Below are 25,883 nucleotides of genomic sequence, written 5' to 3' on the forward strand. Positions count from 1 at the left end.
CTAGCGCGTCGACCTGTCGAGGGTGGCCAGGGGCAGCGAGAACAGCATCCGGTCCGTGACCGACCACACCTCGCCGGTCTCCTGCCAGTACGACAGGGAGCCGACGCCCTCCGTCCAGCAGTGGCGGGTCGACTCCGGGCCGCAGCGCGCGGACGTCGCGCCGGTCGTGTCCTGGCGCCAGAGGGTGCCGTGGCGGTACAGGGCGCTGTGGCGGTACGAGGCGCCGGGTGCGGTGCTGACGTACCAGGTGGACCGTCCCGTCCCGGCCGGGCGGTACGCCAGCACTCCGCGGATGCCGGCCGCCTGTGTCCGGTACGCCTCGACCGGCGCGACGCGCCCAGCCGCGTCGGTGGCGAGCAGGCCCTCGCGCGCGGGGTTCTTGCTGAAGGGGTAGCGCCACAGGCGCGCGGGGCCGTCGCCACCCGCCGGGGTCCCCTCGGCCACGACCAGGCTGTCCGGCACGGAACCGCGGTCGAGGGAGAGGCTGCCGGGGCAGGGGGTCCCGGCGCGGGCGCAGCGTGCGCCGCCGGGAAGGCGGTAGGTGCCGACCGCGGGCATCACGTAGCGGTAGCCGTCGGCCGACCAGCCGCCGGGCACGCGGCCGATCGCCGTGCGGTCGGCCGTGGTGCGCTGGATGCGGTTGAGGTCGTAGACGTAGAGGGCGGCGGAATCCCCGGCGGCCGCGGTGACCAGCAGCTTGTCCTGGTACCAGACCATGCCGGAGACGTGTGAGACGAGACCGCGGTAGCCGCGGCCGTCGGCGGTGGGGACGGCGAGGAGCACCCACCGGTAGGCGGGGTGCGCGGGGTCGGCCGCGTTCACGAAGGCCACGCGGGCCAGTCCTCGCTCGGTAGTGGGGCCGGTCGTGGCGCTGTGGGCCCAGCCCGCCAGGATCACGCGGTTCTGGCCCCACAGGCCGTCGTCGTCAGCGTCCCCGGACGTGGTCACCGACACCGGGCGCCAGTCCGCCGCGGTGGCGTCGGCGCGGTCCCAGCAGTACGCGTGCGCGGCGGCGGGTGCGACGGGCAGCGACCTGCGGTCGGCGGCGGCGCAGTCGGCCGCGTCGCGCAGGGTCCGGTCGGCGCTCGTCAGGACGGCGTCGACCCCGACCGGACGCCCCATCGCGGAGGCGAGCCGGTCGAGTGAGCGCTGCGCCACCAGGTGCTCCTGGAGCCGCAGTTGTCCGGTCGCGGCGGGGGAGGTCAGCGGCTTCAGGGCGCCCGGGTCGGCGGCGACCGTGGCCTGGGAGGCGCTGATCATGGTGGCGACCGCGGTGAGGGCGAGGGCGGTGCCGGCCAGGACCGCGCGCACCGCCTGACCTCGTCTGCGCCGTCGATGTCTGCCGCGATGCTTCACAGTTCCTCCCGAGGCAGGCCAACTGCGCCTGATGGTCCGAACGTTGACCGAGGAGCAGGTGAGGACGCCCGTACGGGATGCTACGGCAGCGGGACGCGGCACGTGTCCAAGACCAGGCAAATATGCGGAAGATACCTCCGTAATGCCCCCGGAATATCCCCCCGGGACTGCCCCCTGGTCAGCGGCCCGTCGCGCGGGCCGCGGCCACCGCCGGGGCCGTCGAGTGGGGCAGCAGGTCGCGCGGATCGTCGGGCAGCAGCACCTCGACCTCCGCGTCCTCGTCGAATCGGTACGGCCGGTGCCGCAGGAACGCCCCGAGATATCGCCGTACCCGCGACATCTCGGCGCGCACCGTCACCGTGCGGGTCGGGTCGCCGAACATGTCCCCGGCCAGGCCCGCCGCGCTGAGGCCGGAGCGGTGCAGGGCCAGCAGATAGAGCAACTCGGCGTGCCGCGGGCTGAGTTCGTGCGACCAGGAGCCGGCGCAGCCGGCGACCGACACCGACCAGCGGCGCGGCTGCGTCAGGTCCAGCACGACGCGGGTGGCCGCGGACGGCACCGGTTCGGCGGCCGCCCGCACGAGCCAGCCGTCGGCCAGCGGCTCCACGGAGCACAGCCCGAGCGCCGGCAGCCATCGGCGGCCCGGCACCGGTGACTTGGGCAGCGCGACCCGCCGGGTGTACGGCATCCCCGTGACCGCCGCCGTCCAGCCGTCGCCGTCCACGACCAGGGCGCGCCCCTCCAGCCGGGCGAGCACCGGCGCCGCCACCGCGCGCAGCCGCTCCAGGGAGTCCTGGTGCAGCTCCCGCAGCCGTGCCTCGGCGAGTTTGGCCACCGAGTCGACCCAGGCGAGCGTGGCCGGGTGCATCGTCTCCAGCGGTCCGCTGACGTCCACCACGCCGATCAGCCGGCCGCCGCGGGGATCGGTGATCGGGGCGCCGGTGCAGGTCCACGAGGTGTGCGAGCGGACGAAGTGCTCGGCGGCGAAGACCTGGACGGGCCGGCGCACCACGGCCGGCGTGCCCACCCCGTTGGTGCCGACGACGTCCTCCCGCCAGTCGGCGCCGGGTTCGAACCCCAACTGGTCGGCCTTGCGGAGCACGGACGCACTGCCCTCACGCCACAGCACCCGGCCGTCCTCGTCCGCGACCACCATGATGTGGTGGGCGATGTCCGCGACCGCGAGCAGCCCCTCCCGCAGCAGCGGCAGGACGTGCCGCAACGGTGACTCCTCCCGCCTGCGCCGCACCTCGTCCGCGCTGAGCAGCCCCGACCTGACGTCGCGGTCCGGGTCGACGCCGCTGCGCAGCATCCGCCCCCACGACTGCCGGATCACCGGACGCGGCTCGATCCGCCCGCGCTGTCCGGCGAGCGTGGCCTCGCGGACATCGCTGAGCAGGCGTGCCGCCTCGGCCACGTCGGCGGCGGCGAGGTGGGCCACGTTCATCGGCGGGTGCGCCACTTGAGGTCCTCCCGGAAGGCGTTCGAAACAGGGCGGCAAGCCGTTCGGGTGGCGGTTTCCGGTCCGACTGTTTCGTATCGTGATGCCGTTTGTCCGTCTCATGGTGCCGTTTGCCCGCGCCGGAAGGACACCCTCCGCACACAGAAGCCAACTTGTTGCAACCCCTTGCAACCCTGGTGGTCCGACGCGGGGTGTCTGAGACTTGAGCCGCGCCGCCGCGAGCGGCGTTCGTGGCCTTGAGCGGCCCCGAGATGCGGGGGTGGTGCCGTGTCGGCGCAGCACCACCCCCGTACTGCTCAAGGCAGCGGGCGTGCGCGTTCCACCACCGACGCCAGGTCCAGGGTGGGAGGCAGCGTGCCGAAGGACGAGCCCCAGTCGCCGCCCAGGCGGGACGCGCAGAACGCGTCGGCGACCTCCGGCGGGGCGTGACGCACCAGCAGTGAGCCCTGGAGCACCAGCGCCATCCGTTCCACGAGCCGTCGCGCACGTCCCTCGACGCCCTCCAGCTCGCCGAGTTCGGTCAGCAGGTTCTTGACCGCCCCGTCCAGCCGGTGGTCGGCGCCGCGCACCCGGCCGACCTCCAGCAGGAAGGCGTCGAAGGCCCCCGGCTCGCGCTGCAGCGCCCGCAGCACGTCCAGCGCCTGGACGTTCCCGGCGCCCTCCCAGATCGAGTTGAGCGGCGACTCGCGCACCAGCCGGGGCAGGCCCGACTCCTCGACGTAACCGTTGCCGCCCAGGCACTCCGCCGCCTCCACCGTCACCGGCGTACACCGCTTGGTCACCCAGTACTTGGCGGCCGGCACCGCGAGCCGCAGCAGCGCCCGCTCCTGCTCGCCGCCGTCGTCGTAGGCCGCCGCGAGCCGCAGCGCGAGCGCGGTCGCCGCCTCCGACTCCAGCGCGAGGTCGGCCAGGACGTTGCGCATCAGCGGCTTGTCGATCAACTTGCCGCCGAACGCCTCCCGGTGGGTGCAGTGGTGGATCGCCTGCGCCACCGCCTGCCGCATCAGCCCGGCCGAACCGAGCACGCAGTCCAGCCGCGTCGCGGTGACCATCTCCAGGATGGTCCGCACCCCGCGCCCCTCCTCGCCGACCCGGCGCGCCCAGGTTCCGTCGAACTCGACCTCGCTGGAGGCGTTCGACCGGTTGCCCAGCTTGTCCTTGAGCCGCTGGATGAGGAACGTGTTGCGCGTGCCGTCCTCCAGCACCCGCGGCACGAGGAAGCAGCTCAGCCCCTCCGGCGCCTGCGCCAGCACCAGGAAACCGTCCGACATCGGCGCCGAGCAGAACCACTTGTGCCCCGTCAGCTCGTACGTCCCCTCCTCGGCGAGCGGCCGCGCCGCCGTCGTGTTCGCGCGTACGTCGCTGCCGCCCTGCTTCTCCGTCATGCCCATCCCGAAGACCGCTCCCGCCTTCAGGTGCGCGGGCCGCAGATCGCGGTCGTAGATGGTGGACGTCAGCCGCGGCTCCCACTCCGCGGCGAGCGCCGGATCGGCGCGCAGGGCGGGCACGGCCGCGTGGGTCATCGACAGCGGACAGCCGGTGCCGGCCTCGGCCTGCGTCCAGACCAGGAACCCGGCCGCACGCCGCACATGGCCGGCCGGACGCACCCAGGCCGTCGTCAGGCCCGCCGAGACCCCCTTGCCGAGCAGCCGGTGCCAGGCGGGGTGGAACTCGACCTCGTCGACGCGGTTGCCGTAGCGGTCGTGGGTGCGCAGCCGGGGCGGGTTCTCGTTCGCCTGCACCGCCCATTCCTGTACCTGCGCCGACCCCGTGGCCCGGCCGAACGCGGACAACTCGTCGCGCACCTCGTCGAGCAGAGCCGGATCGGTGTGCCGTTCGACCGCCTCCACCAGGGCCCGGTCGGCGGAGAAGACGTCGTATCCGACCAGCGGCGGGGGCTGGTTCGTCACGGTGTGGGTAGGAGTGCCTGCCATGTCTGCGAACTTACCCGGAGCGGCGGCGGGGGGCACCACACTGCCACGGAGACGGTCCCGGGCGCCTCTTTCTCCACAGAGCACCAGGTGGGGCAGGGTGGACGGGCCGGAAGATCAGGTGGATACCCCGGAAGATGAGGGCAATGGGGTGCGACGGATACCTTTAGGTCGTGCAGCCAGCAAGTGACATCCCCGAACCCCACTCAGGACGCCTCCACCGGGCGCGAGCCCTCTATCGCAACGTCTCCAAACGCAGGACCGCCTGGCTGCTGATCAAGGACACCGTCGACTCCTGCATGGAGTACCGCATCCTGGGTCTCGCCGCCGAGGCCGCGTTCTTCACGCTGCTGTCGGTGCCGCCCCTGTTGCTGAGCCTCATCGGACTGCTCGGTTACGTCGACGCCTGGACCGGCGCCGACACCATCCACAGTCTGGAGACCAACCTCCTGGAGGCGTCCCGCACCGTCCTGTCCGACAAGGGCGTCAAGGAGATCGCGGAGCCCATCCTGAACGACGTGGTGAAGGGCGGCCGTCCCGACGTCATCTCCATCGGCTTCCTGTTCGCCCTGTGGTCGGGCTCCCGCGCGGTGAACGTCTTCATAGACACCATCACCGTGATGTACGGCCTCGACGGCGTGCGGGGCATCGTCAAGACCCGGCTCATGTCGTTCCTGCTGTTCATCGTGGCGCTGCTGATCGGCTCGGTGGCGCTGCCGCTGATGGTCGCGGGCCCGGACGCGGTCGTACGTTTCCTGCCGTGGTCGGAGACGCTGGTGCAGGTCCTGTACTGGCCCGTGGTGCTCGTCCTGTCCGTCGTCTTCCTGACGACGCTGTACCACGTGTCCGTCCCCGTCCGCTCCCCGTGGATCGAGGACGTGCCCGGCTCCCTGGTCGCGCTGGCCATGTGGGTGCTGGGCAGCTTCCTGCTGCGCCTCTATCTGACGGGCACCATCGAGGGCGCCACGATCTACGGCTCTCTGGCCGCCGCCGTCGCCGTACTGCTGTGGATCGGTGTGTCCGCGTTCGCGGTGCTCGTCGGCGCCGCGATGAACGCCGCCATCGACCGGGTCTGGCCCGCCGCCGCCACGGCCGTGGCCCGTGCCGAGCACGAGCGGCTGATCGAGGTCCGGGTCGCCGAGTACGTGTCCCGCACCAGCGTGGTCCGCGACAGCGAGGCCGGCGAGTCGGACATGCCCGCCGAGTTCCCCGAGCGCTGGTCCCGCTTCCTGCCGCCGGACGACGTGGCGGGCCGGCTCCGTACGCATGCGAAGAGCTCGCACCACACGCACAAGGAGAAGGGCGACGGCCACGCGCGCAACGGCAGCGGCGGCGAGACGCCGTCCGACAAGTGAGCGTGTCCCACATGTGAGAGGGACCCGCAAGTGAGGGGGCCCGGCATATGAGGGTGTCCCACAGGTGAGGGGGCCGGCGGGGCGAGCGGACTGTCACCGCCCCCGTAGCGTCCCCCTCGCCACCGCTACACCCGCCACACCCCCGCCGTCGCGGCCTCCCGCGCGTAGTCCGCGAAGTCCCGCGGCTCGCGGTCGAGCACCAGCCGCACCCCGTCCTCCAGGTACGCGTTCCGCCCGTCGAGCAGCGACTCGAACTGCTCGATGCGGAACGCGACCTCCTCGGGCGGCATCCCGGCCCCGGCCAGCCGCTCGCCGTACTCCCGCGTCGACACCGGCCGGTACGCCAGTTCCCGCCCCGTCGCCTCCGCGATCGCCGCGACCGCCTCCCCGAAGGTCAGCAGCCGGGGACCGGACACCGCCACCGCTTGCCCGATGTACCGGTCGTCCGGCGCGAGCGTGGCCACCACCACGTCCGCGACGTCCCGCACGTCGACGAACGGCTCGCGTACCTCCCCGGCCGGGAGCACCAGCTCCCCGCGCTCCCGCAGCTCCGCCGCCAGCGGACCCTCGCTGAAGTTCTGCGCGAACCACGCGGCCCGTACGACCGTCCAGTCCGCGGCCGACTCGCGGAGCGCCTCCTCGGTGGGCCGGGCCGACTGCTCGCCCCGCGTCGACAGCAGCACCAGCCGCCACACGCCGAGCCGGACCGCCTCGTGCGCGAGCAGCCCCACCGCGAGCGCCGCGTCCGGAGCGCCCACGTCCGAGGGGTACACCAGGTACGCCGCGTCGGCGCCCCGCAGCGCGTCCGTCCACGTCGACCGGTCGTGCCAGTCGAAGCCGCGCGCCCGGGACGCCTCCCGTACCGTCAGCCCCGCCGCGCGCGCAGCGGCGGCCACCCGGCTGCCCGTACGCCCGGACGCGCCCGTCACCACGACCGTCATGCTCTGCTGCTGCGCGTTCTGCCTCTGCACAATCTGCGTATGCCGTGTCATACCACCCAGTGAACTGCGTCGCCCGGCGAGCAGCCATCACAGTCCTCACGGTCGGGGCAGTGCGACGCCGACAGCCGCGTAGCCTGGCGTACGTGTACGAGGAGCGGGCGTCCCGGCTGACCGGCGCGGCGGTGTGGCGTCGCACGCCTGAGCCCCGGGAGGATCCCGCCGCCCGCCCCGTACTGCCCGACGGTTGCATGGACCTGCTGTGGAGCGAGGGACGCCTGCTGGTCGCGGGCCCGGACACCCGCCCGTACGTCCCCGAAGGCCGACCCCGCCGCTGGGCGGGCGTCCGCTTCCACCCCGGCACCGCGCCCGCCTTCCTGGGCGTACCGGCGTACGAGCTGCGCGACCGCCGCGTGGAGTTGTCCGACCTCTGGCCCGTGGGCGAGGTACGACGCCTGCGCGCACGCGTGGACGCGGCGGCCGACCCGGCGACGGCACTGGAGGAGATCGCCCTGGAGCGGGCGCCGATGGCACTCGACCCGCTCCTGCACCGCCTGGTCGCGGCCCTGGAGGCAGGTCGCCCGGTGGCCGCCACCGCCGACGAACTGGGCCTCGGCACCCGCCGGTTGCACCGCCGCTGTCTGTCGGCCTTCGGCTACGGCCCCAAGACCCTGGCCCGCATCCTCCGCCTGCAGCGAGCGCTCGCGCCGGCCCGGTCCGGCCTCCCGCTCGCGGAGACGGCGATCCGGGCCGGGTACGCGGACCAGTTCCATCTCTCCAGAGACGTACGGGAGTTGGCGGGCATCCCCCTGGGCCGGCTACTCGGCGCCACCGGCCGCTAGCGGCGCGAACAGATCGACGCCGTTGCCGTCGGGGTCGTGCACGGTGGCGTACCGCTGCCCCCAGAAGGCGTCCCACGGCTTGAGCTCCCCGTGGTACCCCGCGCCCACCATCTCCTCGTACACGGAGTCCACTTCGGCGGGTGATCCGCACCGGAAGGCGAGCGAGACACGGCCACCTGGGGCCGGGGGTCGCCACCCGGCGTGGAAGGAGCGGACGGTCTCCTCGGTGTCGAGCGCGAGGATCAGCCCACCGGGCAACTCCGCCTCGACATGCGGCTGTTCCTCGGCTCCCTCCGGAAAGACGAGCCCGAGGCGGCGGTAGAAGGCGAGCGAGGCGGCCAGCTCGGAGGCCACCACGCCGATCACTGCGAATCGTGGAGTCATGCGGTCACGGTAGGCTCGGCGCGGGTGCCTGGTCTTGAACGAATCGGACGCGCTGTTCGGGCGCAGCCCCTACGCTCGTGTGGTGTGGCTGCTGATTCCTGGTACGTCTTCATCGAAGAGGACACCGAAGAACGCGAGTGGACCGGAGACTCCAGTTTTCTCCAGCATCGCTGGCAACTGGTGGCGGGCCATCATGTCGACGGGGGCAAGCGGGCGGCAGAGTCGAAGGCCGAGGAACTTGCCGACAGTCATGTTCCGCAATGCATAGCTCGGCGGCTCAATCCCGGAGGTCGGCCGCGCCGGAGTGTGTTCCGCATGCACGACGGGACGTGGCTCGTGCAAGTGAAGTACCGCTACGACGAGTTGCACTTCCGCGTGGGCATCGGCGAGTTGGTTCGGGCGGAAGAGGAGATCAAGGGGAAGGAACCTCCCGAGCCGCCCAAGCGAGGATTCAAGACCCTGTTCGGGCGCTGAACTCCCCGTTCAGGAAGGCCCTCCAGGCCGACGGGGTGATGGTGAGGTGGGGGGCGGTGGGGGTCTTGGAGTCGCGGATGTGGATGGCAGCCGGGTGGGCGGCCACTTCGACGCAGGCGCCGCCCTCGCCACTGCTGTAGCTCGACTTGAACCACGCGTGCGCGGTGTCGTTCATTGCTCTCCCAGAAGACGATCCAACAGGTCTCGTGTGTCTTCGGCGTTGAGGGCCTGCGTTCGCAGCATCGCATACTTCTGGGCAAGGATCCCCACCTCGTCGGGATTGGCGATCAAGGTGCTGCCGCGCTGGGTCTCGCTGTACGCGAGTCGTTGGTAGTCCGGGGTTTCCAGCAGGATGAAGGGGCCTTCAAGCCCCGCGTGCGAGCTGCGTCCCAACGGCAGGACCTGCACAGCGATCCCGGGCGTCGCGGCGCACTCCCGCAGGTGCCGCACCTGCTCGGCGTACACCTCCCTCCCGCCCAGGTGGTCCTGCAGGGCCGCCTCCCAGATCACGAAGCTCGTGGACGGCGGCACCTTGCGGTGCAGGATCTCCTGCCGCTCGATGCGCGCCGCCACCAACTGCTCGATCTCGTCCTCGTCGTAGACCGGAACACGGCTGCGGAACACCGCTCGCGCGTAAGCCTCGGTCTGGAGGAGGCCAGGGACCAGGAGGCTCTCGTACCAGGAGATCGTGATCGCCTCCCGCTCACAGTCCAGGTACTCCTCCGCCCACAACGGAACCAGATCCACCTCCGGCATCCTGCTCAACGCGACCGACAACGCCCCCTTCGTGTCGAGGAGTTCGTCGAGGTGCTCGGCGAGGTCCGGTTTCAGTGGGCGTCTGCCCTGCTCGATGGACGCGATCTGCTGCTCGCCGACGACGAACAGTTCGCCCAGTGACCTCTGCGTGTATCCGGCGGCCTCGCGATGAAGGGCGAGCAGTGCGCCCACCATCTTCATCGCCGAGGCGTTCCTCCGTGTCCGTCGCGTCGTGCCCATGCGGTCGAGAACTCCCCACCCGTGCGCCTACGTTCTGTTCTCATCATGGGCACGGAGCGTGACTCTTGCCGCGTGAACGCGGAAATTCAGCCGTGGAGCTTCGCCAGCGCGAAGTCGGAGTATGGGGCGTTCTGGACCGCTCCTCCGCCGACGATGATGTCGTCGTTCCCGGTGAGGACCAGGCCGCGCGCCGCATCCGCGCCGCCGTTGAAATCGACGGTCGAGATGCCGTCGCCGCCGCCGAAGCTGGTGTCCAGGGTGCCGTCGGGGCGGTAGCGGGTTACGAGCATGTCGCCGGCCGTGGGGTCGAGCGGGAAGGCGGAGACCTCGCCAGTGAGGCCGGCGACGACGACCCGCCCCTGGCTGTCGACGGCGACCTCGCGTCCCTCGTCGGCGGTCACCGGGTCGACGTCCGTCGTGACCTTCCCGTCGCCGCCGAAGCTCGTGTCCAGGGTGCCGTCGGTGTGGTAGCGGGCGACCGCGGTGCGGATGGGGCCGGTCGCGCCGAAGGGGTCGGGAGCGTTGGCCGCGCCGGTGATGAGGTAGCCGTCCGCCGTGTGTGCGAAGCCGAACGCGAGGTCGTTCTGTCCGCTCATGTCGGTGTGCACGGACCCGCCCTGGCCGAAGGACGTGTCCAGGGTGCCGTCGGGGTTGAAGCGGGCGAGCAGGAAGTCGCCGTTCGAGGTGCCTGCACCGATGATCTTGCCGTCGGGGAGCTCGTCCAGGGCGAAGAGGTGGTCGCCGAGGCCGAAGTCCGTCTTGGCCACACCGCCGTTGCCGAACGTGGGGTCCAGGTGTCCGTCGGGGAGGTAGCGGGCGACGAAGGAGTCGGGCCCGGAGGCGCCGGCCGCCAGGATCTTCCCGTCCTTCGTCAGGGCGAGCCCGCGAATCCCGTCGCCGAGGCCGCCGCTCAGGTCCGTACGAACCTTCCCGCCGTCGCCGAAGCTCGTGTCGAGGCTGCCGTCGGGGTTGTACTTGGCGAGGGCGACGTCGGCGATCTGCTCGCGCTGGGTGAAGCCTCCGGCGATGAGCTTGCCGTCCGGCAGGAGGAGCAGGGCCCGGCCGACGCCGACACCGTCGCCGAAGTCGGTGGTCACCAACCCCCCTTTCCCGAAGCTCGTGTCCAGGTGCCCGTCCGGGGTGTACTTGGCCAGGCCGAATGACGACTCGCCCCCGGCCAGGACGACGTTGACGCCACGACGCCCGATGACGTACAGCTCGCCGTTCGGACCGCGCACGAGGTCGTTCCCGATCTCGGGCTCGGAGGGTGTGGCCCCGAAGTCGGTCGTGGTCCTGCCGTTGACGCCGAAGGAGGTGTCGGGGTCACCGGGGGAGATGTCGGGAGCCGAGGTGGCCGGAGCGGCCGCGGCGAAGACGAAGGCGAGCGCGGCGAGGGCCGCTGCGTACGGTTTCAGGCTGCGGGACATGTCCCCTGCCTTTCCCTGTCGGGTGTCATGTACGCACCCCGTATATCAGTGACGTTGCTCTGGTGGATCAACGGGGCCCATCGAGGTGAGTAGAGCGCGGCCGTGAATCGAACATCGCTCGAACGGCCCTGCGTAGGCCTCCCCCGCCGGAATACCCGCGCGCGCTGTGGTGCTCTGTTCATACCGGTGCGGTCATGCCGGGGTGGTTGCGCGGTGGGAGGAGCTGGTGGGCGGATGACGGCAGACCAGGCGGGCCCCGTGGTCAACACGCCGAACGGGGCGATACGTGGCAGATACGAGCGCGGGGTCGCCGTGTTCCGCGGCATCCCGTACGCGGCCCCTCCCTTCGGGCCCCGCCGGTTCCTGCCGCCGGAGCCGGCCGCGCCCTGGGACGGCGTGCGCGACGCGGGAGTCTTCGGGCCCACGGCGCCGAAACCGCCGTATTCGGACGCCTTCGAGCACTACCTGTCCGACCCGTCCGTGCCCGGCGACGACTGCCTCAACCTGAACGTGTGGACCCCCGAGCCGGGCCCCGCCGCCCGGCTCCCCGTCCTGGTGTGGCTGCACGGCGGCGCCCTGACCAGGGGATCGTCGGCGGTTCCGGTGTACGACGGGCACGCCTTCGCCCGGGACGGCGTCGTCCTCGTCTCCGTGAACTACCGGCTGGGTGTGGAGGGTTACGGACTGTTCCCGGACGCGCCCGCGAACGCCGGACTGCGTGACCAGCTGGCCGCGCTGCAGTGGGTGCACGAGTCGATCGCGGCCTTCGGCGGCGACCCCGACCGGATCACCCTGGCCGGCCAGTCGGCCGGTGCGATCAGCGTCGGCTCCCTGATCGCCGCGCCCCAGGCACAGGGGCTGGTCCGGCGGGCGGTCCTGCAGAGCGGGGCGCCGGAGGTCTCCGAGCGCGACCGGGTACGGCGGATGGTGCGCCGTATGGCGACCCGGCTCAAGGTCCCCGCCACCGCGGAGGCCTTCGCCGCCGTCGACCGCGACCTGCTGCTGCGCACCCAGGGCGAGGTGGGCCGGCTGAGCAGCCCGGTCCTGGGCGGCCCCGCGTTCGGCGTCGTCGTCGACGGCGACGTCGTCCCGCGCGACCCGCTGGCCGCCCTGCTGGCGGGGGACGCGGCGCCGGGCGTCGACCTGCTCATGGGCTGGACGCGCGACGAGTACCGCCTGTGGCTGGTCCCGGGCGGCCTGGTCGAGCACGTCGACCGGCTCGGTCCGGTGGCGTACGCCGGGGCGATGGCCCGTTGTCACTGCGGCCACGAGGTGCCGCGCGGCTACCGTGTCCTGCGCCCGCACGCCGGCACCTCCGAGATCGTCGGCCAGATGGTCACCGACCACCTGCTGCGCATCCCGCTGCACCGGCTGGCCGGGGCCCGGCCGGGATCGTCGTACCTCTACGAGTTCGCCTGGCCGTCCAACCTGCCCGACCTGGGCGCCTGCCACGCGCTGGAGCTGGGCTTCGTCTTCGATACCGGCGACGCCCCCGAGTCGCGCAAGCTGGCGGGCGAGGGCGGCCCGCAGGAGCTGTGCGACGAGATGCACGCGGCCTGGGTGCGCTTCGCCGCCACCGGTGACCCCGGCTGGCAGTCCTGGGACGACAGCCACCCGGTCCGCGTCTTCGGCGACGGCCCGACACACACCGCCCACGGCCCACGGGACGCCGAACTCGCCCTGTGGACCCTCGCCGAACCCGCCCGCGAGCCGGTGGTCCCCCTCAACGGGACGCACGTGCGCGGCGCCGAACTGGCGGCCACCGTACGCCGCCTGCGCCGGTCGGTGACCGTGCGACGCCGCTGAGTCACCGGGGACGGCTGAGCGTCCGGGCGATCGACGCGATCGTCCCGGGCCCCACCCGGCAACAGCCGCCGATCAGCCGGGCGCCCGCGTCCCGCCAGGAGCCGGCCGCCTCGGCGGCGAAGGTGGGGTGCCCGTCCCAGGCGCGCGCCCCGGCGTCCCAGGACTCACCGCTGTTCGGATAGACGACGACCGGCTTACCGGTGACCCGTGCGGCGGTCTCGATCGCGTGGTACGCGTCCTCGGGGGCGCAGCAGTTCACGCCGACCGCGATCACCTCGTCCGCGTCGGCGACCAGGGCGAAGGCCTCCTCCAGCGGCTGCCCGGCGCGCGTGCGGTCGCCGTCGACGGTGTACGACAGCCACGCGGGCACGCCGAGTCCGCGCACCGCCCGCAGCAGCGCCGCAGCCTCGTCGGTGTCCGGGACGGTCTCCAGGGCCAGCACGTCCGGCGCGGCCCCGGCCAGCACCTCGAGGCGCGGCCGGTGGAAGCGCTCCAGCTCGGCCACGCTCAGCCCGTACCGGCCGCGGTACTCGGAGCCGTCCGCGAGCATCGCCCCGTACGGCCCCGCCGACGCCGCCACCCACAACGGCCGCCCGATCCCCTCGCCCCGCGCCCGCCGCACCGCTTCCCGCGCCAACTCCACGCTCAGCACGAGCAGTCGGCCCGCCTCCGCGCGCCCGATCCCGCGCCGCGCGAAACCTTCGAACGTGGCCTGATAACTGGCCGTGGTCGCCATGTCCGCCCCCGCCCTGAAGTAGGCGAGGTGCGCCTCGACGACCGCCTCGGGCCGCTCGGCGAGCAACCGCGCCGACCACAGCGCGTCGCTCAGATCATGACCGGCGGCCTCGAGCTGGTTGGACAGCCCGCCGTCGAGCACGACCACCTGGGCGGCGAGCGCTTCGGCGAGCGCGGATGAACTGCTGCTGACCATGACACGACGCTAACCGACCCGGCCCGGTCGAGCCCCGACGCGGGCCCTGGGCAGGCGGGTGGCACATGACACCTGCGAAGCCTCCAGTCTAGGTGGTCACAACGGCCTTTGTAATTCTGATAGTTGACTCTCACATATTGCGAGAGGACACTCTCACGTCATGACGACAGGCAATCGCTTCGGCGACCTGGAGATCAGCGACCCCAAGGTCATGCGCGCGCTCGCGCATCCCGTGCGGCTCGCCGTTCTGGAGCGGCTGCAGCGCTACGGTCCCGCCACCGCCACCCAGCTCTCCCCGCACGTCGGCGCCACCCCCTCCGTGACCAGCTGGCACCTGCGGCATCTCGCGGGCTTCGGGCTGGTCCGTGATGCCGAGGGGGCGACGGACCGGCGGGAGCGGCGCTGGGCGGCGGTGGCGCGGGGCTGGCGCGTCGAGGTGCCGGAGGACGAGGACGGGCGGGCGGCGGCCCGGGTGCTGTCCGGCGAGGTGATCGCGCGGACCGCCGAGCTGCCGCTGCGCTGGCTGACCGATACCGAGCCCGGCCTCGAAGCGGAGTGGACCCGGAACGCGGGCCTGGCCAACACGCGGATCGTGGTGTCGGTGGAGGAACTGGCCGCGCTGCAGGAGGCGATGGAGGAACTCTTCATGCCCTATGTCACCCGGGACGCGGCCGAACGGCCGCCCGGCAGCCGGGGCGTGCGGATGCTGATGTACGCGCTGCCGGAAGGGGCCGAGGGCGGCGACGGGGACGCGTCGTGTTGAGCGGTTCGCTGCGGCGGGAGCGCCGCTTCGTCCGCTACTGGATGGGGCAGACCGTCTCCCAGTTCGGCGACCGCGTCTCCGAACTCGCCGTGCCCCTGGTCGCGGTGGGCGCGCTGCACGCCTCCGCGCATCAGGTCGCCCTCCTGACCGCGCTCGCGTGGGCCCCCAACTTCGTCGGCCTGCTCCTCGGCGCCTGGGTCGACGGCCGCCCCGGCAAGCGGGCGTTGATGGTCGCCGCCGACTTGGTGCGCGCCGGTGTGCTGCTGACCCTGCCGGTCGCCGCGCTGTTCGACGCGGTGACGCTCGGGCAGCTGTACGCGGTGGCGCTGGTGACCGGGCTGGCAGCGGTGGTGTTCAGTACGGCCAACCAGTCGTTCTTCGCGCGCCTCGTGCCGCCCTCGTCGTACGTCGACGCCAACAGCAAGCTCAGCGTGAGTCGTTCGGCCTCCTTCGTCGCCGGGCCCGCCCTCGGCGGCGGGCTGGTCCAGTTGCTGACGGCGCCCGTCGCCGTGGCCGTCGACGCGGTGTCCTTCCTGGCGTCGGCGCTGCTCGTCGGCCGCGCCCGTGTCGACGAACCGAGGCCCGCCACCGACGGCCCCAGTGCCCCCTCGCTGCTGCGCTGCGCGGCACAGGGCCTGGCCTTCGTCGTACGGAACCCGGTTCTGCGGGCCGGCCTCGCCTGCTCGGCGACGGTGAACTTCTTCACCTTCCTCACCGGCACCGGCCTGCTCGTGCTGTTCGCCGACCGCCAACTCGGCCTGGCCCCGGGCGAGATCGGGCTGGCGTTCGGCGTGGGCGCGACCGGGGGACTCCTGGGCGCGGTGTCGGCGCCGGCGATCTCCCGGCTGATCGGCGTGGGGCGTAGCGTGGCCGTCGGCGCCGTCCTGTACCCGGCGCCGCTCGCGCTGCTGTGGGTCGCCGGTGGGCCGCTCTGGGCGCGGGCCGGGGTGCTGGCGGCGGTGGAGTTCCTCTCCTCCGTCGGCGTGATGCTCTTCGACATCAACCTCAACTCCCTTGAGGCGTCGGTCGTCCCGGACGGTCTGCGCAGCCGCGTCGCGGGCGCCTACAACACGGTCAACTACGGCACCCGGCCCCTGGGCGCGCTCGCCGGCGGCGCCCTCGCCACGTTCATCGGCCTCCGCCCGACCATCACCGTGGCCGCGGTGGGCGGAGCCCTGTCACTGGTGTGGCTGCTGGCGTCCCCCATCCCGCGCATCCGCTCCGTGGGTGCGGCGGCCACGCAGGCGGACTGACCTCGCTTCGCCGCTCGCCGCTCGCCGCTCGCCGCTCGCCGTTCGACGTGCGGCCGGCCAGTCGATCCCAGCCAGTCGATATCGGGTTGCCGAGTACCCCGACGTCCTGCGAAAACAATACGGTTGCGGCGCCATGGGGGAGGAGACGCATGACGTACAAAGCGGGGCGCGGTGAAGAGGCGCGTACCGGAGCGGCGGGCGGTTCGGGCGGGTCCGCCGAGCGCGCCCTGTGGCGGCAGCGCGACTTCGGGATCTTCTGGGTCGCCCAGACCCTCTCCGTGCTCGGGGACTCCTTCGCCCTGATCGCCCTGCCCCTGCTGGTGCTCCAGGCCACCGGCTCGCTCGCGCGCATGGGACTGCTGACGGCGGTGGGCGGCGCGGCCTCGGTGCTGGCGGCGGTGTTCGCCGGGGCGCTGGTGGACCGGGTGGACCGTCGCAGGCTGCTGATCGCCTGCGACCTGGTCCGCATGGTGCTGTACGGGCTGATCCCGCTGGTGTGGCTGTTCGGCCCGCGCATCTGGCTCCTGTACACGGTGCTCCCGCTGTGCGAGGCCGTCGGCATGCTGTTCGCCGTCGGTTACGTCACCGTTGTGCGCGGCCTGGTCGGGACCGGCCAACTGGTCGAGGCCAACGGCCGGTTGAACGCGACGGCGGCCGCAGCCGGCGTCCTGGGACCGCTGTGCGCGGGCCTGGTGGCGGCCTGGTCGGGACCGGCCACCGCGGTGGCCGCGGACGCGGCGAGCTTCGCCGTGTCGGCCGCGTGCATGTGCTTCGTACGGCTCCGGGAGCGCGCCGGAGCGGACGAACGCCCCAAGGACACGAGCCTGTGGCAGGACCTGCGCACGGGCGTGTCCTTCCTCGTACGGCACCCGGTGCTGCGCTCCCTGACCATCCTCCTCTTCGTGTTCAGCTTCCTCACCCTCGGCCTGACCGACCTGGTGATCTACCACCTCAAGCACGACCTCGGCCACGGCGACGGCACCGTCGGCACCGTCATGGGGGCGGGCGCCCTCGGCGTCATCGCCGGTTCCCTCCTCGTGGCCCCCGTCCGCAGGCGGCTCGGCTTCGGCCCGACGTGGATCGCCTCGGTCGCCGTGTGCGGCGTGGCCTTCGCCGGTCTGGGCTGGGTGCGTGACGTGCCCGCCGTGGCCGTGCTGAGCGCGGCCTTCCTGGGCTGCGGCGGCATGGCGGGCACCTGCTCCATGTCCCAGCGCCAGGAGGTCACTCCGGAACACCTCCTGGGACGGGTCACCTCCGCCTTCTGGACCCTCCAGTACGCCGCGGCCCCCGTCGGCGCGGCCACCCTCACCTGGGCGGCCGAACGGCAGGGGACGGCGCCGGTCGGCGCGGTCGCGGGCGGTGCCTGCGTCCTGGTCGCGATGGCGGCGCTGCTCACGCCGATCCGCCGCTCCTGAGTTCCGAGAACACGAAAGAGAACTCGGCCGGTTCGGCCCGCAGGTGGTACTGGGGCAGCGGGCCCGGACCGCAGGACTGGGAGCCGATGCCGTGCTGGCCGTGGTCGAGGTTGACCCACACCGTGTCGCCCGGCGTGAGGTCGGTGCGGTGCGTCGCGGCGTCCAGCTGCTCGGTGCTCCAGCGCCGGGCGGTGAACCAGAACTCCGGGTCGCCCTCGATGCGCAGCCCTCCGATCTCCGCCCAACGGACGTCGGCACGGGCGCCGTTCTCCTGCGGCCGGACGTACGGCGTCTGCAGTTCGTCGACCGAGGCATCCCAACGAGCCAGCAGTGCCGCCGACTTGGTGTCCGGGTAGGCCTCTCCGGGACCGCCGCCGAACCAGCTCACCCGGTCGGAGCCCGTCAGCCCGAAGCGGATGCCGAGCCGGGGCAGCGGCACCGTCCAGTCGCCCTCGGGTGCCACCGACACCGTCAGCCGCAGGTGGGTGCCGTCCGAGGTCCAGCGATAGACCGCCGCCAGGCCCAGCGCTCGTGCGGCGGGCGCCACCCGGGTGCGTACCGTCAGCGCGTCGCCGCTCACCCGCACCCCGTCGAGGCGGTGCCGCATGCGGTGCAGGCCCAGCTCGCGCCAGAGCGGGCCGGACCTGCTGTCGCGCCGCCAGGTCGCGCCGTCGTCGTTGTCGGTGGTGGCCCGCCACACGTCCAGCCGCAGGCCGGTGACCTCCACGCCGCCGATCGCCCGGAGCGCACCCGTACAAGCGTCGAAGGCGCCCGGGCCGAGGGTGATCAACCGCGCGCCCGGCAGGGGCTCTTCCGTCGCGGCGACGGACGGCAACTCCCTGACGGAGACGGGGATCTGGCCCCAGGCGACCTCGTGCCCCTTCGGCCCCCACGCGGTGTCGGCCGCCAGCAGGGCGCGTACCGTCCAGTGGACCTCACCGCTCCCGGCCGCCGGTGGCTCCGGCAGCTTGACGTCGGCCGTCTCGCCGGGGGCCAACTCCGGTACCGGCAGGGGGCCGGTCCCGACCGTTTCGCCCTCCACCTGGTACGACCACTCGAAGGCGAGCGCGGACAGGCCGGCGAAGTCGTGCCCGTTGGTGATGCGCACGGTGCCCTCGGCCCCGTCACCCTCGATCCGGATCGGTTCGATCACCTTCTTGTACTCGGCCAGCCCCGGGGACGGCCGCCGGTCCGGGAACAGCAGCCCGTCGCAGACGAAGTTGCCGTCGTGCAGCTCCTCGCCGAAGTCGCCGCCGTACGCGAATCCGTACCGCTCGTCCTTGATGCCGTGGTCGATCCACTCCCAGATGAAGCCGCCCTGGAGCCGGTCGTACGACGTGAAGAGGCGCTGGTAGTCGGCGATGCCGCCGGGGCCGTTACCCATGGCGTGGCCGTACTCGCACAGGAGGAAGGGGAGTTCGCGGCGCTTCCGGGGTCCGCCGTCCAGGCCCCGGCCGATCAGCTTGGTCTCGGCGTGGTCCGCGTACATCCGTGAGTACACGTCCGTGTCCCGGCAGTTGACGTCCCCCTCGTAGTGCACGAGCCGGGAGGGGTCCCGGCCGTGGATCCACTCGGCCATCGCGGTGAGGCCGCGGCCGGTGCCCGCCTCGTTGCCGAGGGACCAGAGGACGACGGACGGGTGGTTCTTGTCGCGTTCGACCATCCGGGCAGCACGGTCGAGCAGGGCCGGGGTCCAGCGCGCGTCGTCGACGGGGTTGTCACGCCAGCTCTGTTGGCCGAAGCCGTGGGTCTCCAGATCGCACTCGTCGATCACCCACAGGCCCAGCTCGTCGCAGAGGGAGAGGAAGGCGGGGTGCGGCGGGTAGTGGGAGGTGCGGACGGCGTTGACGTTGTGCCGCTTCATCAGCAGCACGTCCTCGCGCATCGTCTCCAGGTCGAGGGCGCGCCCCCTCTCCGGGTGCCACTCGTGGCGGTTGACACCCTTGAAGAGGACCGGCTTGCCGTTCACCTTGATCAGGCCGTCCGCCAACTCGACCGTACGGAAGCCGATGCGGAGCGGCACCCGTTCGCCCTCGGTCGCGAGGCAGGCGTCGTACAGCCGGGGTGTCTCCGCGGTCCACGGCTCGACCGGGACCGTCAGCGGCTCACCGGTCGCCACGTCGACGCCGAGCTCCGGCACCGTGACCCGCCCGGCCACGTCGGAGACGACGCGCAGCGTCCCCTCGCCCGTGACATGGTCGTAGCCGGCATGCACGAAGAAGTCGCCGACCGCGCCCGCCGGGCGGTGCAGCAGGGTGACGTCACGGAAGATGCCCGGCAGCCACCACTGGTCCTGGTCCTCGAGATACGAGCCTGACGACCACTGGTGGACGCGGACGGCCAGGACGTTGCCGCCGGGCCTGAGAAGGTGGCCGACCGCGAACTCGTGCGGCAGGCGCGATCCCTTGAACTCGCCGAGGGGTGTGCCGTTGAGCCATACGCGGGCGCAGGACTCCACGCCGTCGAAGCGGAGCACGGCGTCGCCGCCCTCGGCAGGGCCGGGCCAGTCCTCCGGCAGGTCGAAGAGCCGCAGGTGGTCGCCGGTGGGGTTCTCGGTCGGCACCCGCGGCGGGTCGACCGGGAAGGGGTAGAGATGGTTGGTGTAGGCGGGCGATCCGAAGCGTCCGGCGCCCTGCAGGACCCAGTGGCCGGGGACCGAGACCTCCGCCCAGCCGCCCGCGTCGTACCCCGGCTCGGCGAACGCGTCGTCCTCGGCGTCGGCCGTCGCCGAAAGGCGAAAATTCCAAAGCCCGCTCAGCGAGAGGGATTTGGCGTCGGAGGAGGCGTACCAGGCGCGGGGCGGGAGCAGTCCGGAGCCCGGGGAAAAGTCCTCGACGTAGTCGGTGGCCGTGGTGCTGCTGCGGAAAGACATCGCTCTCCTCTGGTCGGGTGTCCAGTCGGTCAGCTGTCCAGTGCGTCCCGTACGAAGGCGTTGGTGAACTTCCCGGTGGGGTCGAGGGATTGAGCCAGGCTGAGAAAGTCGTCGATGCGTGTGTACCGCCGACGGAGCACGGACGCCGGCAGGGTGAACACCTTGCCCCAGTGCGGGCGCGGCGCGAAGGCGTCCAGCACCTCCTCGACCCTGCGCACCACCGGCAGCACCGCCCCCGGGTCCTCGACCCAGGTGAAGTGCAGCGCCACCGAGTCCCGGTCGTGGGCGGGACTGAGCCACTGCCGGTCGGCGGCGACCGTACGCACCTCGCAGGTCTGCAGCACGGGCGCGACCACGGCCCGGATGCCGTCGAGCGCGTGCAGTGCGTCGACGGCTGACGACCACGGCAGCAGGTACTCGGACTGCAGCTCGGCCCCGTTGCTCGGCGTGAACTCGGCCCGGAAGTGCGGCAGTCGCTCGTGCCACGGACCCGGCATCCCCAGCTGCTCGGTGCAGTTGATCGCGGGCATCCCCGGCACCGGATGCATCGCCTCGGTGGCGGGCGCGGCCCACGGGAAGTCCACCGACGGCTGGTCGGTGCGGCGCTTGAGCCACGCCAGCCGGAAGCCCGGGTCCCGCCAGTCGGTGAACAGGCTGACGCTGTACGCCGACCTGGCCACCGCCGCGAAGTCAGGTCCGTCGTAGGGGAGTCGACCGAAGCGCGAGAGCTCGGTGAACACGTGCTGCTCGACCTCGTACGACGGCTCCAGGTCGAGGGTGAGCTCGACGATCACACCGAGCGCGCCGAGCGACGTCACGGCGCCGTCGAACCCCTCCTCGCCCCGCGCGATCGTCACCGTCGAGCCGTCCGCCGTGACCAGCCGCACCTCGCGCACCGCCGCGGCCAGCGGCGCGTTCCCGACCCCCGAACCATGGGTGCCGGTCGCCACCGAACCGGCCACCGAGATGTGCGGCAGAGAGGCCATGTTGGCCAGCGCCAGGCCGCGGGCGTGGACCGCGGCGGCCAACTGCGCGTACCGGACGCCGCCCGCGACCCGCACCGTACGGGCCGTGGTGTCCACGTCGATCACGGGCGGCAGGTCGGCGAGCGACAGCAGAAGGCCGTCGGCGCCCGGGTCGGCGATCTCGTTGAAGGAGTGCCCGCTGCCCAGCACCCGCACCTTGGCGCTCTCGGCCACCAGGCGCCGCAGCGCCTCCACCGAACTCGGACGCTGGAACTCCTTGGCCGCATAGGTGATGTTGCGCGCCCAGTTGGTGACCGTCTCCGCCATCCCTGCCGTCCCTCCCTGTGCCTGTCCGTGCCCTGCTCGGGGGTCTTTCGAGCCTCTCATCCGCCGACCTACCGTGGAGCGCTATTGCCGTCCCCGCGCCGGTGAGTCGGAAGGTCGCTCTCTTGCCCGAGACATTGCCCAAGACGTCGCCCGAGCGCCCCAGGGCGCTGTTCGCCATGACCGCCCGCAATGTTCCGCACCTCTTCCCGCCGGAGGTGCTCGCGTCGCTGCGTGCGAGCGTGGACGTCGATCCCGCCCTGGTGGCCGAGGACTTCAGCGACCCGCGGGTCCGGGCGGCCCTCGCCCGCGCCGAGATCCTCGTCACCGGCTGGGGCTGCCCCCGCCTCGACGCGGCGGCCCTGGACGCGGCGCCCGGGCTGCGGGCGGTGCTGCACGCCGCCGGGTCGGTCAAGGAGTTCACGACCCCCGAGGTGTGGCAGCGCGGCATCGCGGTGTCCTCGGCGGCCGCCGCCAACGCTCTGCCCGTCGCCGAGTACACCCTCGCCATGATCCTGCTCACCGGCAAGGACGCCCTCGTCTCCCGCGACCGGCTCCGCGCCCGCCGTCCCTTCCCCTACGGCGGCATCATCCCGGGCCTCGGAAACCACGGCCGCCGCGTGGGCGTCATCGGCGCCTCCCGCATCGGCCGCCGTCTCATCGAGCTGCTGCGCCCGTACGACCTGGCGGTGAGCCTCACCGACCCGTACGTCGACGCGGCCGAGGCCGCCCGTCTCGGCGTACCCCTGCTGCCGCTGGACGACCTGCTGCGCACCTCGGACGTCGTCACCCTGCACGCCCCCCTCACCCCGCGGACCCGAGGCCTCATCGGCGCCCGCGAACTCGCCCTGATGCCGACCGGATCGGTGCTCGTCAACACCGCGCGCGGCGCCCTCCTCGACCACGACGCGCTGATCGAGGAGCTGCGCACCGGCCGCCTGACCGCCGTCCTCGACGTCACCGACCCCGAACCGCTCCCCGTCGACTCGCCGCTCCTCGACCTGCCGGGCGCCTTCGTCACCCCGCACCTCGCCGGCTCCCAGGGCAACGAACTGGCCCGCCTCGGCCGCACCGTGGCGGAGGAAGCCGCACGGCTGCTGGCGGGCGAGGAACTGCGGTACGCGGTCGACCACACGGGGCTCGACCGGGCCGCGTGAGGGGCGCGGCCGTAGCCGTGTCCGGGTCGGGCGCGATGCCGCCGCGCGCGACACAGCGCGCGCCACGAGGGGACCCGGTACGGCGAACGCGCAGGCCTGGGCATACCGTGAGGAGTCGAACACCGAAGCCGGGAGGAGATACGGGATGGGCAGCCGCACCGCGCTGGTCGAGGATCTGATGGAGCGATTCCCGCACGTACCCCGGGAAGCCGTCTTCAAGGAGGACCTGCTCAGGGGCGGGGTCGCCTTCGACGCGTCCGCGCTGTCGGACAACGAGGGCGGCGAGGTCAAGCCGAAGTCGTACTTCATCTTCTCCTTCGACCACGGCACCCTGCCCGAGCTGGGCGAGGCCGCGCTCAGGCGCCCGCCGGAGGAGATCATCCTGACCGGTGGGCCGTACGACCTGCGCCGCACCGTCGTCTCCGTGCGGGTGAACCCGGCCTCGCCGTACCGCGTCGCCGCCGACGACGAGGGGCTGCTCGGGCTCTATCTCGACGGCAAGCGGATCGCCGACGTCGGCGTGCCGCCCATGCCGGAGTACTACCGGCACACCCTCTCCAACGGGAAGTCCGTGATGGAGGTGGCCCCGACCATCCAGTGGGGCTACCTGATCTACCTCACCGTCTTCCGCGTCTGCCAGTACTTCGGCGCCAAGGAGGAGTGCCAGTACTGCGACATCAACCACAACTGGCGCCAGCACAAAGCCGCCGGACGGCCGTACACCGGCGTCAAGGACGTGGAGGAGGTGCTGGAGGCCCTGGAGATCATCGACCGGTACGACACCCAGAAGGCATCCACCGCCTACACCCTCACCGGCGGCGCGATCACCAAGACCGTCGGCGGCCGCGACGAGGCCGACTTCTACGGGCAGTACGCCAAGGCCATCGAGGAGCGCTTCCCGGGCCGCTGGATCGGCAAGGTCGTGGCGCAGGCGCTGCCGCGCGACGACGTGCAGCGCTTCAAGGACTACGGCGTGCAGATCTACCACCCCAACTACGAGGTGTGGGACCGGCGGCTGTTCGAGCTGTACTGCCCCGGCAAGGAGCGCTACGTCGGCCGCGACGAGTGGCACAAGCGCATCCTCGACTCGGCGGAGATCTTCGGCGCGCGCAACGTGATCCCCAACTTCGTGGCGGGCGTGGAGATGGCCGAGCCCTTCGGCTTCACCACGGTCGACGAGGCCATCGCCTCCACCACCGAGGGCCTGCGCTTCTTCATGTCGCACGGCATCACGCCCCGCTTCACCACCTGGTGCCCCGAGCCCACGACCCCGCTCGGCAAGGCCAACCCGCAAGGCGCGCCGCTGGAGTACCACATCCGGCTCCTGGAGGCCTACCGCGCCACGATGGACGACTTCGGCCTGTCCTCGCCCCCCGGCTACGGCCCGCCCGGACCCGGCCGCGCGGTCTTCTCCGTGAGCTCCTTCATGGACAGCCTTCCGGCACGGGAGACGGCGGAGGCCGAGGAGGCGACCGCTCAGGCGTGACCCCAAGTGGCCCCGGGCACGCGGAAGTTGTCAGGGCGAGGGGCGGTCGTGCGACCGAGGGCACCGGTCGCACGACCGCCGGTCACCGGATTCGAGAACGACGCTTGTCAGTTGTGTCGATGGCGTGAAAGGCTCGTCCCCTGCCGCGAGGTTTCCCCAACTCCTTTGCTGCCATGGTGAGTTGACCTCGCACGCGCACGCAGTGGATGCAGGAGACCGATGCCCGACCTGCCGACCCCTCAGGACGCCGCCGAAGCCGCGCTGTTCTCCGAGTGCTGGGACGCGGTCCTCTCGTACGCCGACCTGTGCACGGCGGGTTCCCTGGCGGCCAACCAACTGGCCGCGGAGGCGTTCGCGCTCGGCATAGGCGAGGTCCGCGCGACGCAGCGGACGTCCGCGCGCGGTACCGGTCGGCGTCCGGCCCGGATGCCCGTGATCCCCCTGCTGCTGACCGCCGTACGCGCCACGGCCACGGCGTGGGAGAAGGGCGGCCTGGGGCACAAGCTCGACCCCGAACTCCGGCTGTGGCTCAACTCCGACAAGGCCGCCCGCTACACCGGGCCGCCCCTGGAGCGCCCGGTCGCGCTGCGCGGCCTCAGGGACATGCAGGAGGCGGACGCGACGCTGCTGTGGCTGGCCGACGTGGAGGCGCTGCCGCCGACCACCGTGGCCCGCCGGCTCGGCCTCGACCCGGCCACCCTGGCCCAGGAACTCGACCAGGTCCGCGGCCTGTTCCGGGACCGCTGCGGGCGCGCCCACCGCGACACGCCCCTGGACGCCGAGTGCCGCAGCTACGCCCGCCTCCTCGACGTGGTCACCCGCTCGGCCGCCGCCGACACCCCGGACGACCTCTCCCGCCACCTCGCCACGTGCGTGCGATGTGCGGAGACCGCCGCCTGCCTGCGGCTGCACGGCGGCGGCCTGCCCGCCGCGCTGGCCGGCGGCGTGATCGGATGGGGCGGCCTCGCCTATCTCGAACGCCGCCGCCGGGCCACCGAGGCGCGCCAGGCCGGGGCCCGCCCCGAGACCGCGCCCGCCCCGGAGGCCCGGGAGCCGCAGGACGGCAGGGGCAGGACCCGCGTCGCACGCAACAGCCTGCTCGCCGCGGCCGTCCTGCTGTCGGTGCTGGCGCTCGGGGTGTCGATGATGCCGTTCGGCTCGGACACCGACGACGCCGCCCACGACGACCGTCAGCCCGTCGCCGACCCCAGCCCTTCCCTCCCGTCCGTCAACGGCCACCCCTCGGTCTCCTTCTCCACCTCCGCCTCTCCCTCCACCCGTCCGCCCGCGACGGCCACCGCGAGCAGGCCACCCCACAAGAAGCCCGCCCCGACCCACCGGGCCACCTCCACCCCCTCGGCCGCCCACCGGTCGCACCCCGCCGCCCCCGCCACCGCGGCCGCGCCCACCTGCCGGGTCGACTACGAGGTGGTGGACGAGTGGTCCGACGGCTTCCAGGCCACCGTGGACATCACCACCAGCAGGGCCCTGGCCGACTGGGCCCTCGTCTGGACCTACCGCGACGGCCAGGGGATCACCCAGATGTGGGACGCACGCGCCGACCAGTACGGCTCCCGTGTCACCGTCACCCCCCGGGACTACGACAAGTCCGTCTCCGCGGGCGGCACGATCTCCTTCGGCTTCATCGGCTCCAAGCGCTACCGGAACTCCACGCCGGACGCCTTCTCGCTGAACGGGGCGAGCTGCGCGGCGGGTTGATCGGTTGGATACGCGGCGAGTTGAGAG

The 25,883-nt window shown here is 72.5% G+C and carries 21 protein-coding genes; 10 read left to right on the forward strand and 11 right to left on the reverse strand.

Going from position 1 to position 25,883, the window contains the following annotated elements:
- The 3 genes from ABZ910_RS10695 to ABZ910_RS10705 all read right to left on the reverse strand — a co-directional run bounded on the left by ABZ910_RS10695 (position 1) and on the right by ABZ910_RS10705 (position 4,752).
- Entirely contained in the window at positions 1-1,356 is a 1,356-nt protein-coding gene (locus ABZ910_RS10695) for a hypothetical protein (RefSeq protein ID WP_361361747.1), read from the reverse strand.
- 178 nt (positions 1,357-1,534) lie between these two features.
- Positions 1,535-2,818, reverse strand: coding sequence for a GAF domain-containing protein (locus ABZ910_RS10700; protein ID WP_361361749.1), 1,284 nt, complete (start codon positions 2,816-2,818; stop codon positions 1,535-1,537).
- Between the two features lie 296 nt (positions 2,819-3,114).
- A complete protein-coding gene (locus ABZ910_RS10705; RefSeq protein ID WP_361361751.1) occupies positions 3,115-4,752 on the reverse strand; it encodes an acyl-CoA dehydrogenase family protein in 1,638 nt (545 codons plus the stop codon).
- Positions 4,753-4,922: 170 nt separating this feature from the next.
- On the opposite strand from ABZ910_RS10705, the gene ABZ910_RS10710 reads away from it, so the two are divergent.
- Positions 4,923-6,104 (forward strand): YihY/virulence factor BrkB family protein, encoded by a 1,182-nt coding sequence (locus ABZ910_RS10710; RefSeq protein ID WP_361361753.1) that lies wholly within the window; start codon positions 4,923-4,925, stop codon positions 6,102-6,104.
- 125 nt (positions 6,105-6,229) lie between these two features.
- On the opposite strand, the gene ABZ910_RS10715 is transcribed toward ABZ910_RS10710, so the two are convergent.
- Positions 6,230-7,096, reverse strand: a complete 867-nt coding sequence (locus ABZ910_RS10715; RefSeq protein ID WP_361361755.1) for an NmrA family transcriptional regulator — start codon at positions 7,094-7,096, stop codon at positions 6,230-6,232.
- A gap of 92 nt (positions 7,097-7,188) precedes the next feature.
- Between ABZ910_RS10715 and ABZ910_RS10720 the strand changes: the two genes are divergently transcribed.
- The gene (locus tag ABZ910_RS10720; RefSeq protein WP_361361824.1) at positions 7,189-7,884 is read left to right on the forward strand and encodes a helix-turn-helix domain-containing protein; all 696 of its coding nucleotides are present in this window, start codon (positions 7,189-7,191) and stop codon (positions 7,882-7,884) included.
- Here the strand turns inward: ABZ910_RS10720 and ABZ910_RS10725 are convergent.
- Entirely contained in the window at positions 7,861-8,268 is a 408-nt protein-coding gene (locus tag ABZ910_RS10725) for a VOC family protein (protein WP_361361757.1), read from the reverse strand. The genes ABZ910_RS10720 and ABZ910_RS10725 overlap by 24 nt on opposite strands.
- An 84-nt stretch (positions 8,269-8,352) precedes the next feature.
- Between ABZ910_RS10725 and ABZ910_RS10730 the strand changes: the two genes are divergently transcribed.
- Positions 8,353-8,742 (forward strand): hypothetical protein, encoded by a 390-nt coding sequence (locus ABZ910_RS10730; protein ID WP_361361759.1) that lies wholly within the window; start codon positions 8,353-8,355, stop codon positions 8,740-8,742.
- Here the strand turns inward: ABZ910_RS10730 and ABZ910_RS10735 are convergent.
- The 3 genes from ABZ910_RS10735 to ABZ910_RS10745 all read right to left on the reverse strand — a co-directional run bounded on the left by ABZ910_RS10735 (position 8,720) and on the right by ABZ910_RS10745 (position 11,165).
- The gene (locus ABZ910_RS10735; protein WP_361361761.1) at positions 8,720-8,917 is read right to left on the reverse strand and encodes a DUF397 domain-containing protein; all 198 of its coding nucleotides are present in this window, start codon (positions 8,915-8,917) and stop codon (positions 8,720-8,722) included. The genes ABZ910_RS10730 and ABZ910_RS10735 overlap by 23 nt on opposite strands.
- A complete protein-coding gene (locus ABZ910_RS10740) occupies positions 8,914-9,738 on the reverse strand; it encodes a helix-turn-helix transcriptional regulator (RefSeq protein ID WP_361361763.1) in 825 nt (274 codons plus the stop codon). The genes ABZ910_RS10735 and ABZ910_RS10740 overlap by 4 nt, the downstream gene beginning before the upstream one ends.
- Before the next feature lie 86 nt (positions 9,739-9,824).
- Positions 9,825-11,165, reverse strand: coding sequence for a hypothetical protein (locus ABZ910_RS10745; RefSeq protein ID WP_361361765.1), 1,341 nt, complete (start codon positions 11,163-11,165; stop codon positions 9,825-9,827).
- A 234-nt stretch (positions 11,166-11,399) separates the two neighbouring features.
- Between ABZ910_RS10745 and ABZ910_RS10750 the strand changes: the two genes are divergently transcribed.
- Complete coding sequence (locus ABZ910_RS10750; RefSeq protein ID WP_361361767.1) at positions 11,400-12,971, forward strand: carboxylesterase family protein; 1,572 nt, start codon at positions 11,400-11,402, stop codon at positions 12,969-12,971.
- 1 nt (position 12,972) lies between these two features.
- Here the strand turns inward: ABZ910_RS10750 and mmuM are convergent, their stop codons facing one another.
- Positions 12,973-13,902 carry a homocysteine S-methyltransferase gene (gene mmuM, locus ABZ910_RS10755; RefSeq protein WP_361361769.1) on the reverse strand — a complete coding sequence of 310 codons (930 nt, stop codon included), beginning with the start codon at positions 13,900-13,902 and terminating at the stop codon, positions 12,973-12,975.
- 160 nt (positions 13,903-14,062) lie between these two features.
- Here mmuM and ABZ910_RS10760 point away from each other — a divergent pair, with 160 nt between their 5' ends.
- From ABZ910_RS10760 to ABZ910_RS10770, 3 genes are all read left to right on the forward strand, one after another.
- Positions 14,063-14,665 (forward strand): helix-turn-helix domain-containing protein, encoded by a 603-nt coding sequence (locus ABZ910_RS10760; protein WP_361361771.1) that lies wholly within the window; start codon positions 14,063-14,065, stop codon positions 14,663-14,665.
- Positions 14,659-15,918 carry an MFS transporter gene (locus ABZ910_RS10765; protein ID WP_361361773.1) on the forward strand — a complete coding sequence of 420 codons (1,260 nt, stop codon included), beginning with the start codon at positions 14,659-14,661 and terminating at the stop codon, positions 15,916-15,918. The genes ABZ910_RS10760 and ABZ910_RS10765 overlap by 7 nt, the downstream gene beginning before the upstream one ends.
- A 149-nt stretch (positions 15,919-16,067) precedes the next feature.
- On the forward strand, positions 16,068-17,333 hold the full coding sequence (locus tag ABZ910_RS10770; protein WP_361361775.1) for an MFS transporter: 1,266 nt from the start codon (positions 16,068-16,070) through the stop codon (positions 17,331-17,333).
- Here the strand turns inward: ABZ910_RS10770 and ABZ910_RS10775 are convergent.
- Together ABZ910_RS10775 and ABZ910_RS10780 are read right to left on the reverse strand one after the other, a co-directional pair.
- Entirely contained in the window at positions 17,311-20,205 is a 2,895-nt protein-coding gene (locus tag ABZ910_RS10775; protein ID WP_361361777.1) for a glycoside hydrolase family 2 TIM barrel-domain containing protein, read from the reverse strand. The two genes, ABZ910_RS10770 and ABZ910_RS10775, sit on opposite strands and share 23 nt — an antisense overlap.
- A 29-nt stretch (positions 20,206-20,234) precedes the next feature.
- The gene (locus ABZ910_RS10780) at positions 20,235-21,497 is read right to left on the reverse strand and encodes an FAD-binding protein (RefSeq protein ID WP_361361779.1); all 1,263 of its coding nucleotides are present in this window, start codon (positions 21,495-21,497) and stop codon (positions 20,235-20,237) included.
- A gap of 176 nt (positions 21,498-21,673) precedes the next feature.
- Between ABZ910_RS10780 and ABZ910_RS10785 the strand changes: the two genes are divergently transcribed.
- The 3 genes from ABZ910_RS10785 (at position 21,674) to ABZ910_RS10795 (ending at position 25,856) form a co-directional block, all read left to right on the forward strand.
- Positions 21,674-22,651 carry a hydroxyacid dehydrogenase gene (locus tag ABZ910_RS10785; RefSeq protein WP_361361825.1) on the forward strand — a complete coding sequence of 326 codons (978 nt, stop codon included), beginning with the start codon at positions 21,674-21,676 and terminating at the stop codon, positions 22,649-22,651.
- A gap of 145 nt (positions 22,652-22,796) precedes the next feature.
- A complete protein-coding gene (locus ABZ910_RS10790; RefSeq protein WP_361361781.1) occupies positions 22,797-24,137 on the forward strand; it encodes a radical SAM protein in 1,341 nt (446 codons plus the stop codon).
- 219 nt (positions 24,138-24,356) lie between these two features.
- The gene (locus tag ABZ910_RS10795) at positions 24,357-25,856 is read left to right on the forward strand and encodes a cellulose-binding domain-containing protein (RefSeq protein WP_361361783.1); all 1,500 of its coding nucleotides are present in this window, start codon (positions 24,357-24,359) and stop codon (positions 25,854-25,856) included.
- Positions 25,857-25,883: the final 27 nt, after the last annotated feature.

Origin of the sequence: Streptomyces sp. NPDC046805 (genome assembly GCF_040645355.1) — a bacterium.
GTDB lineage: Bacteria > Actinomycetota > Actinomycetes > Streptomycetales > Streptomycetaceae > Streptomyces.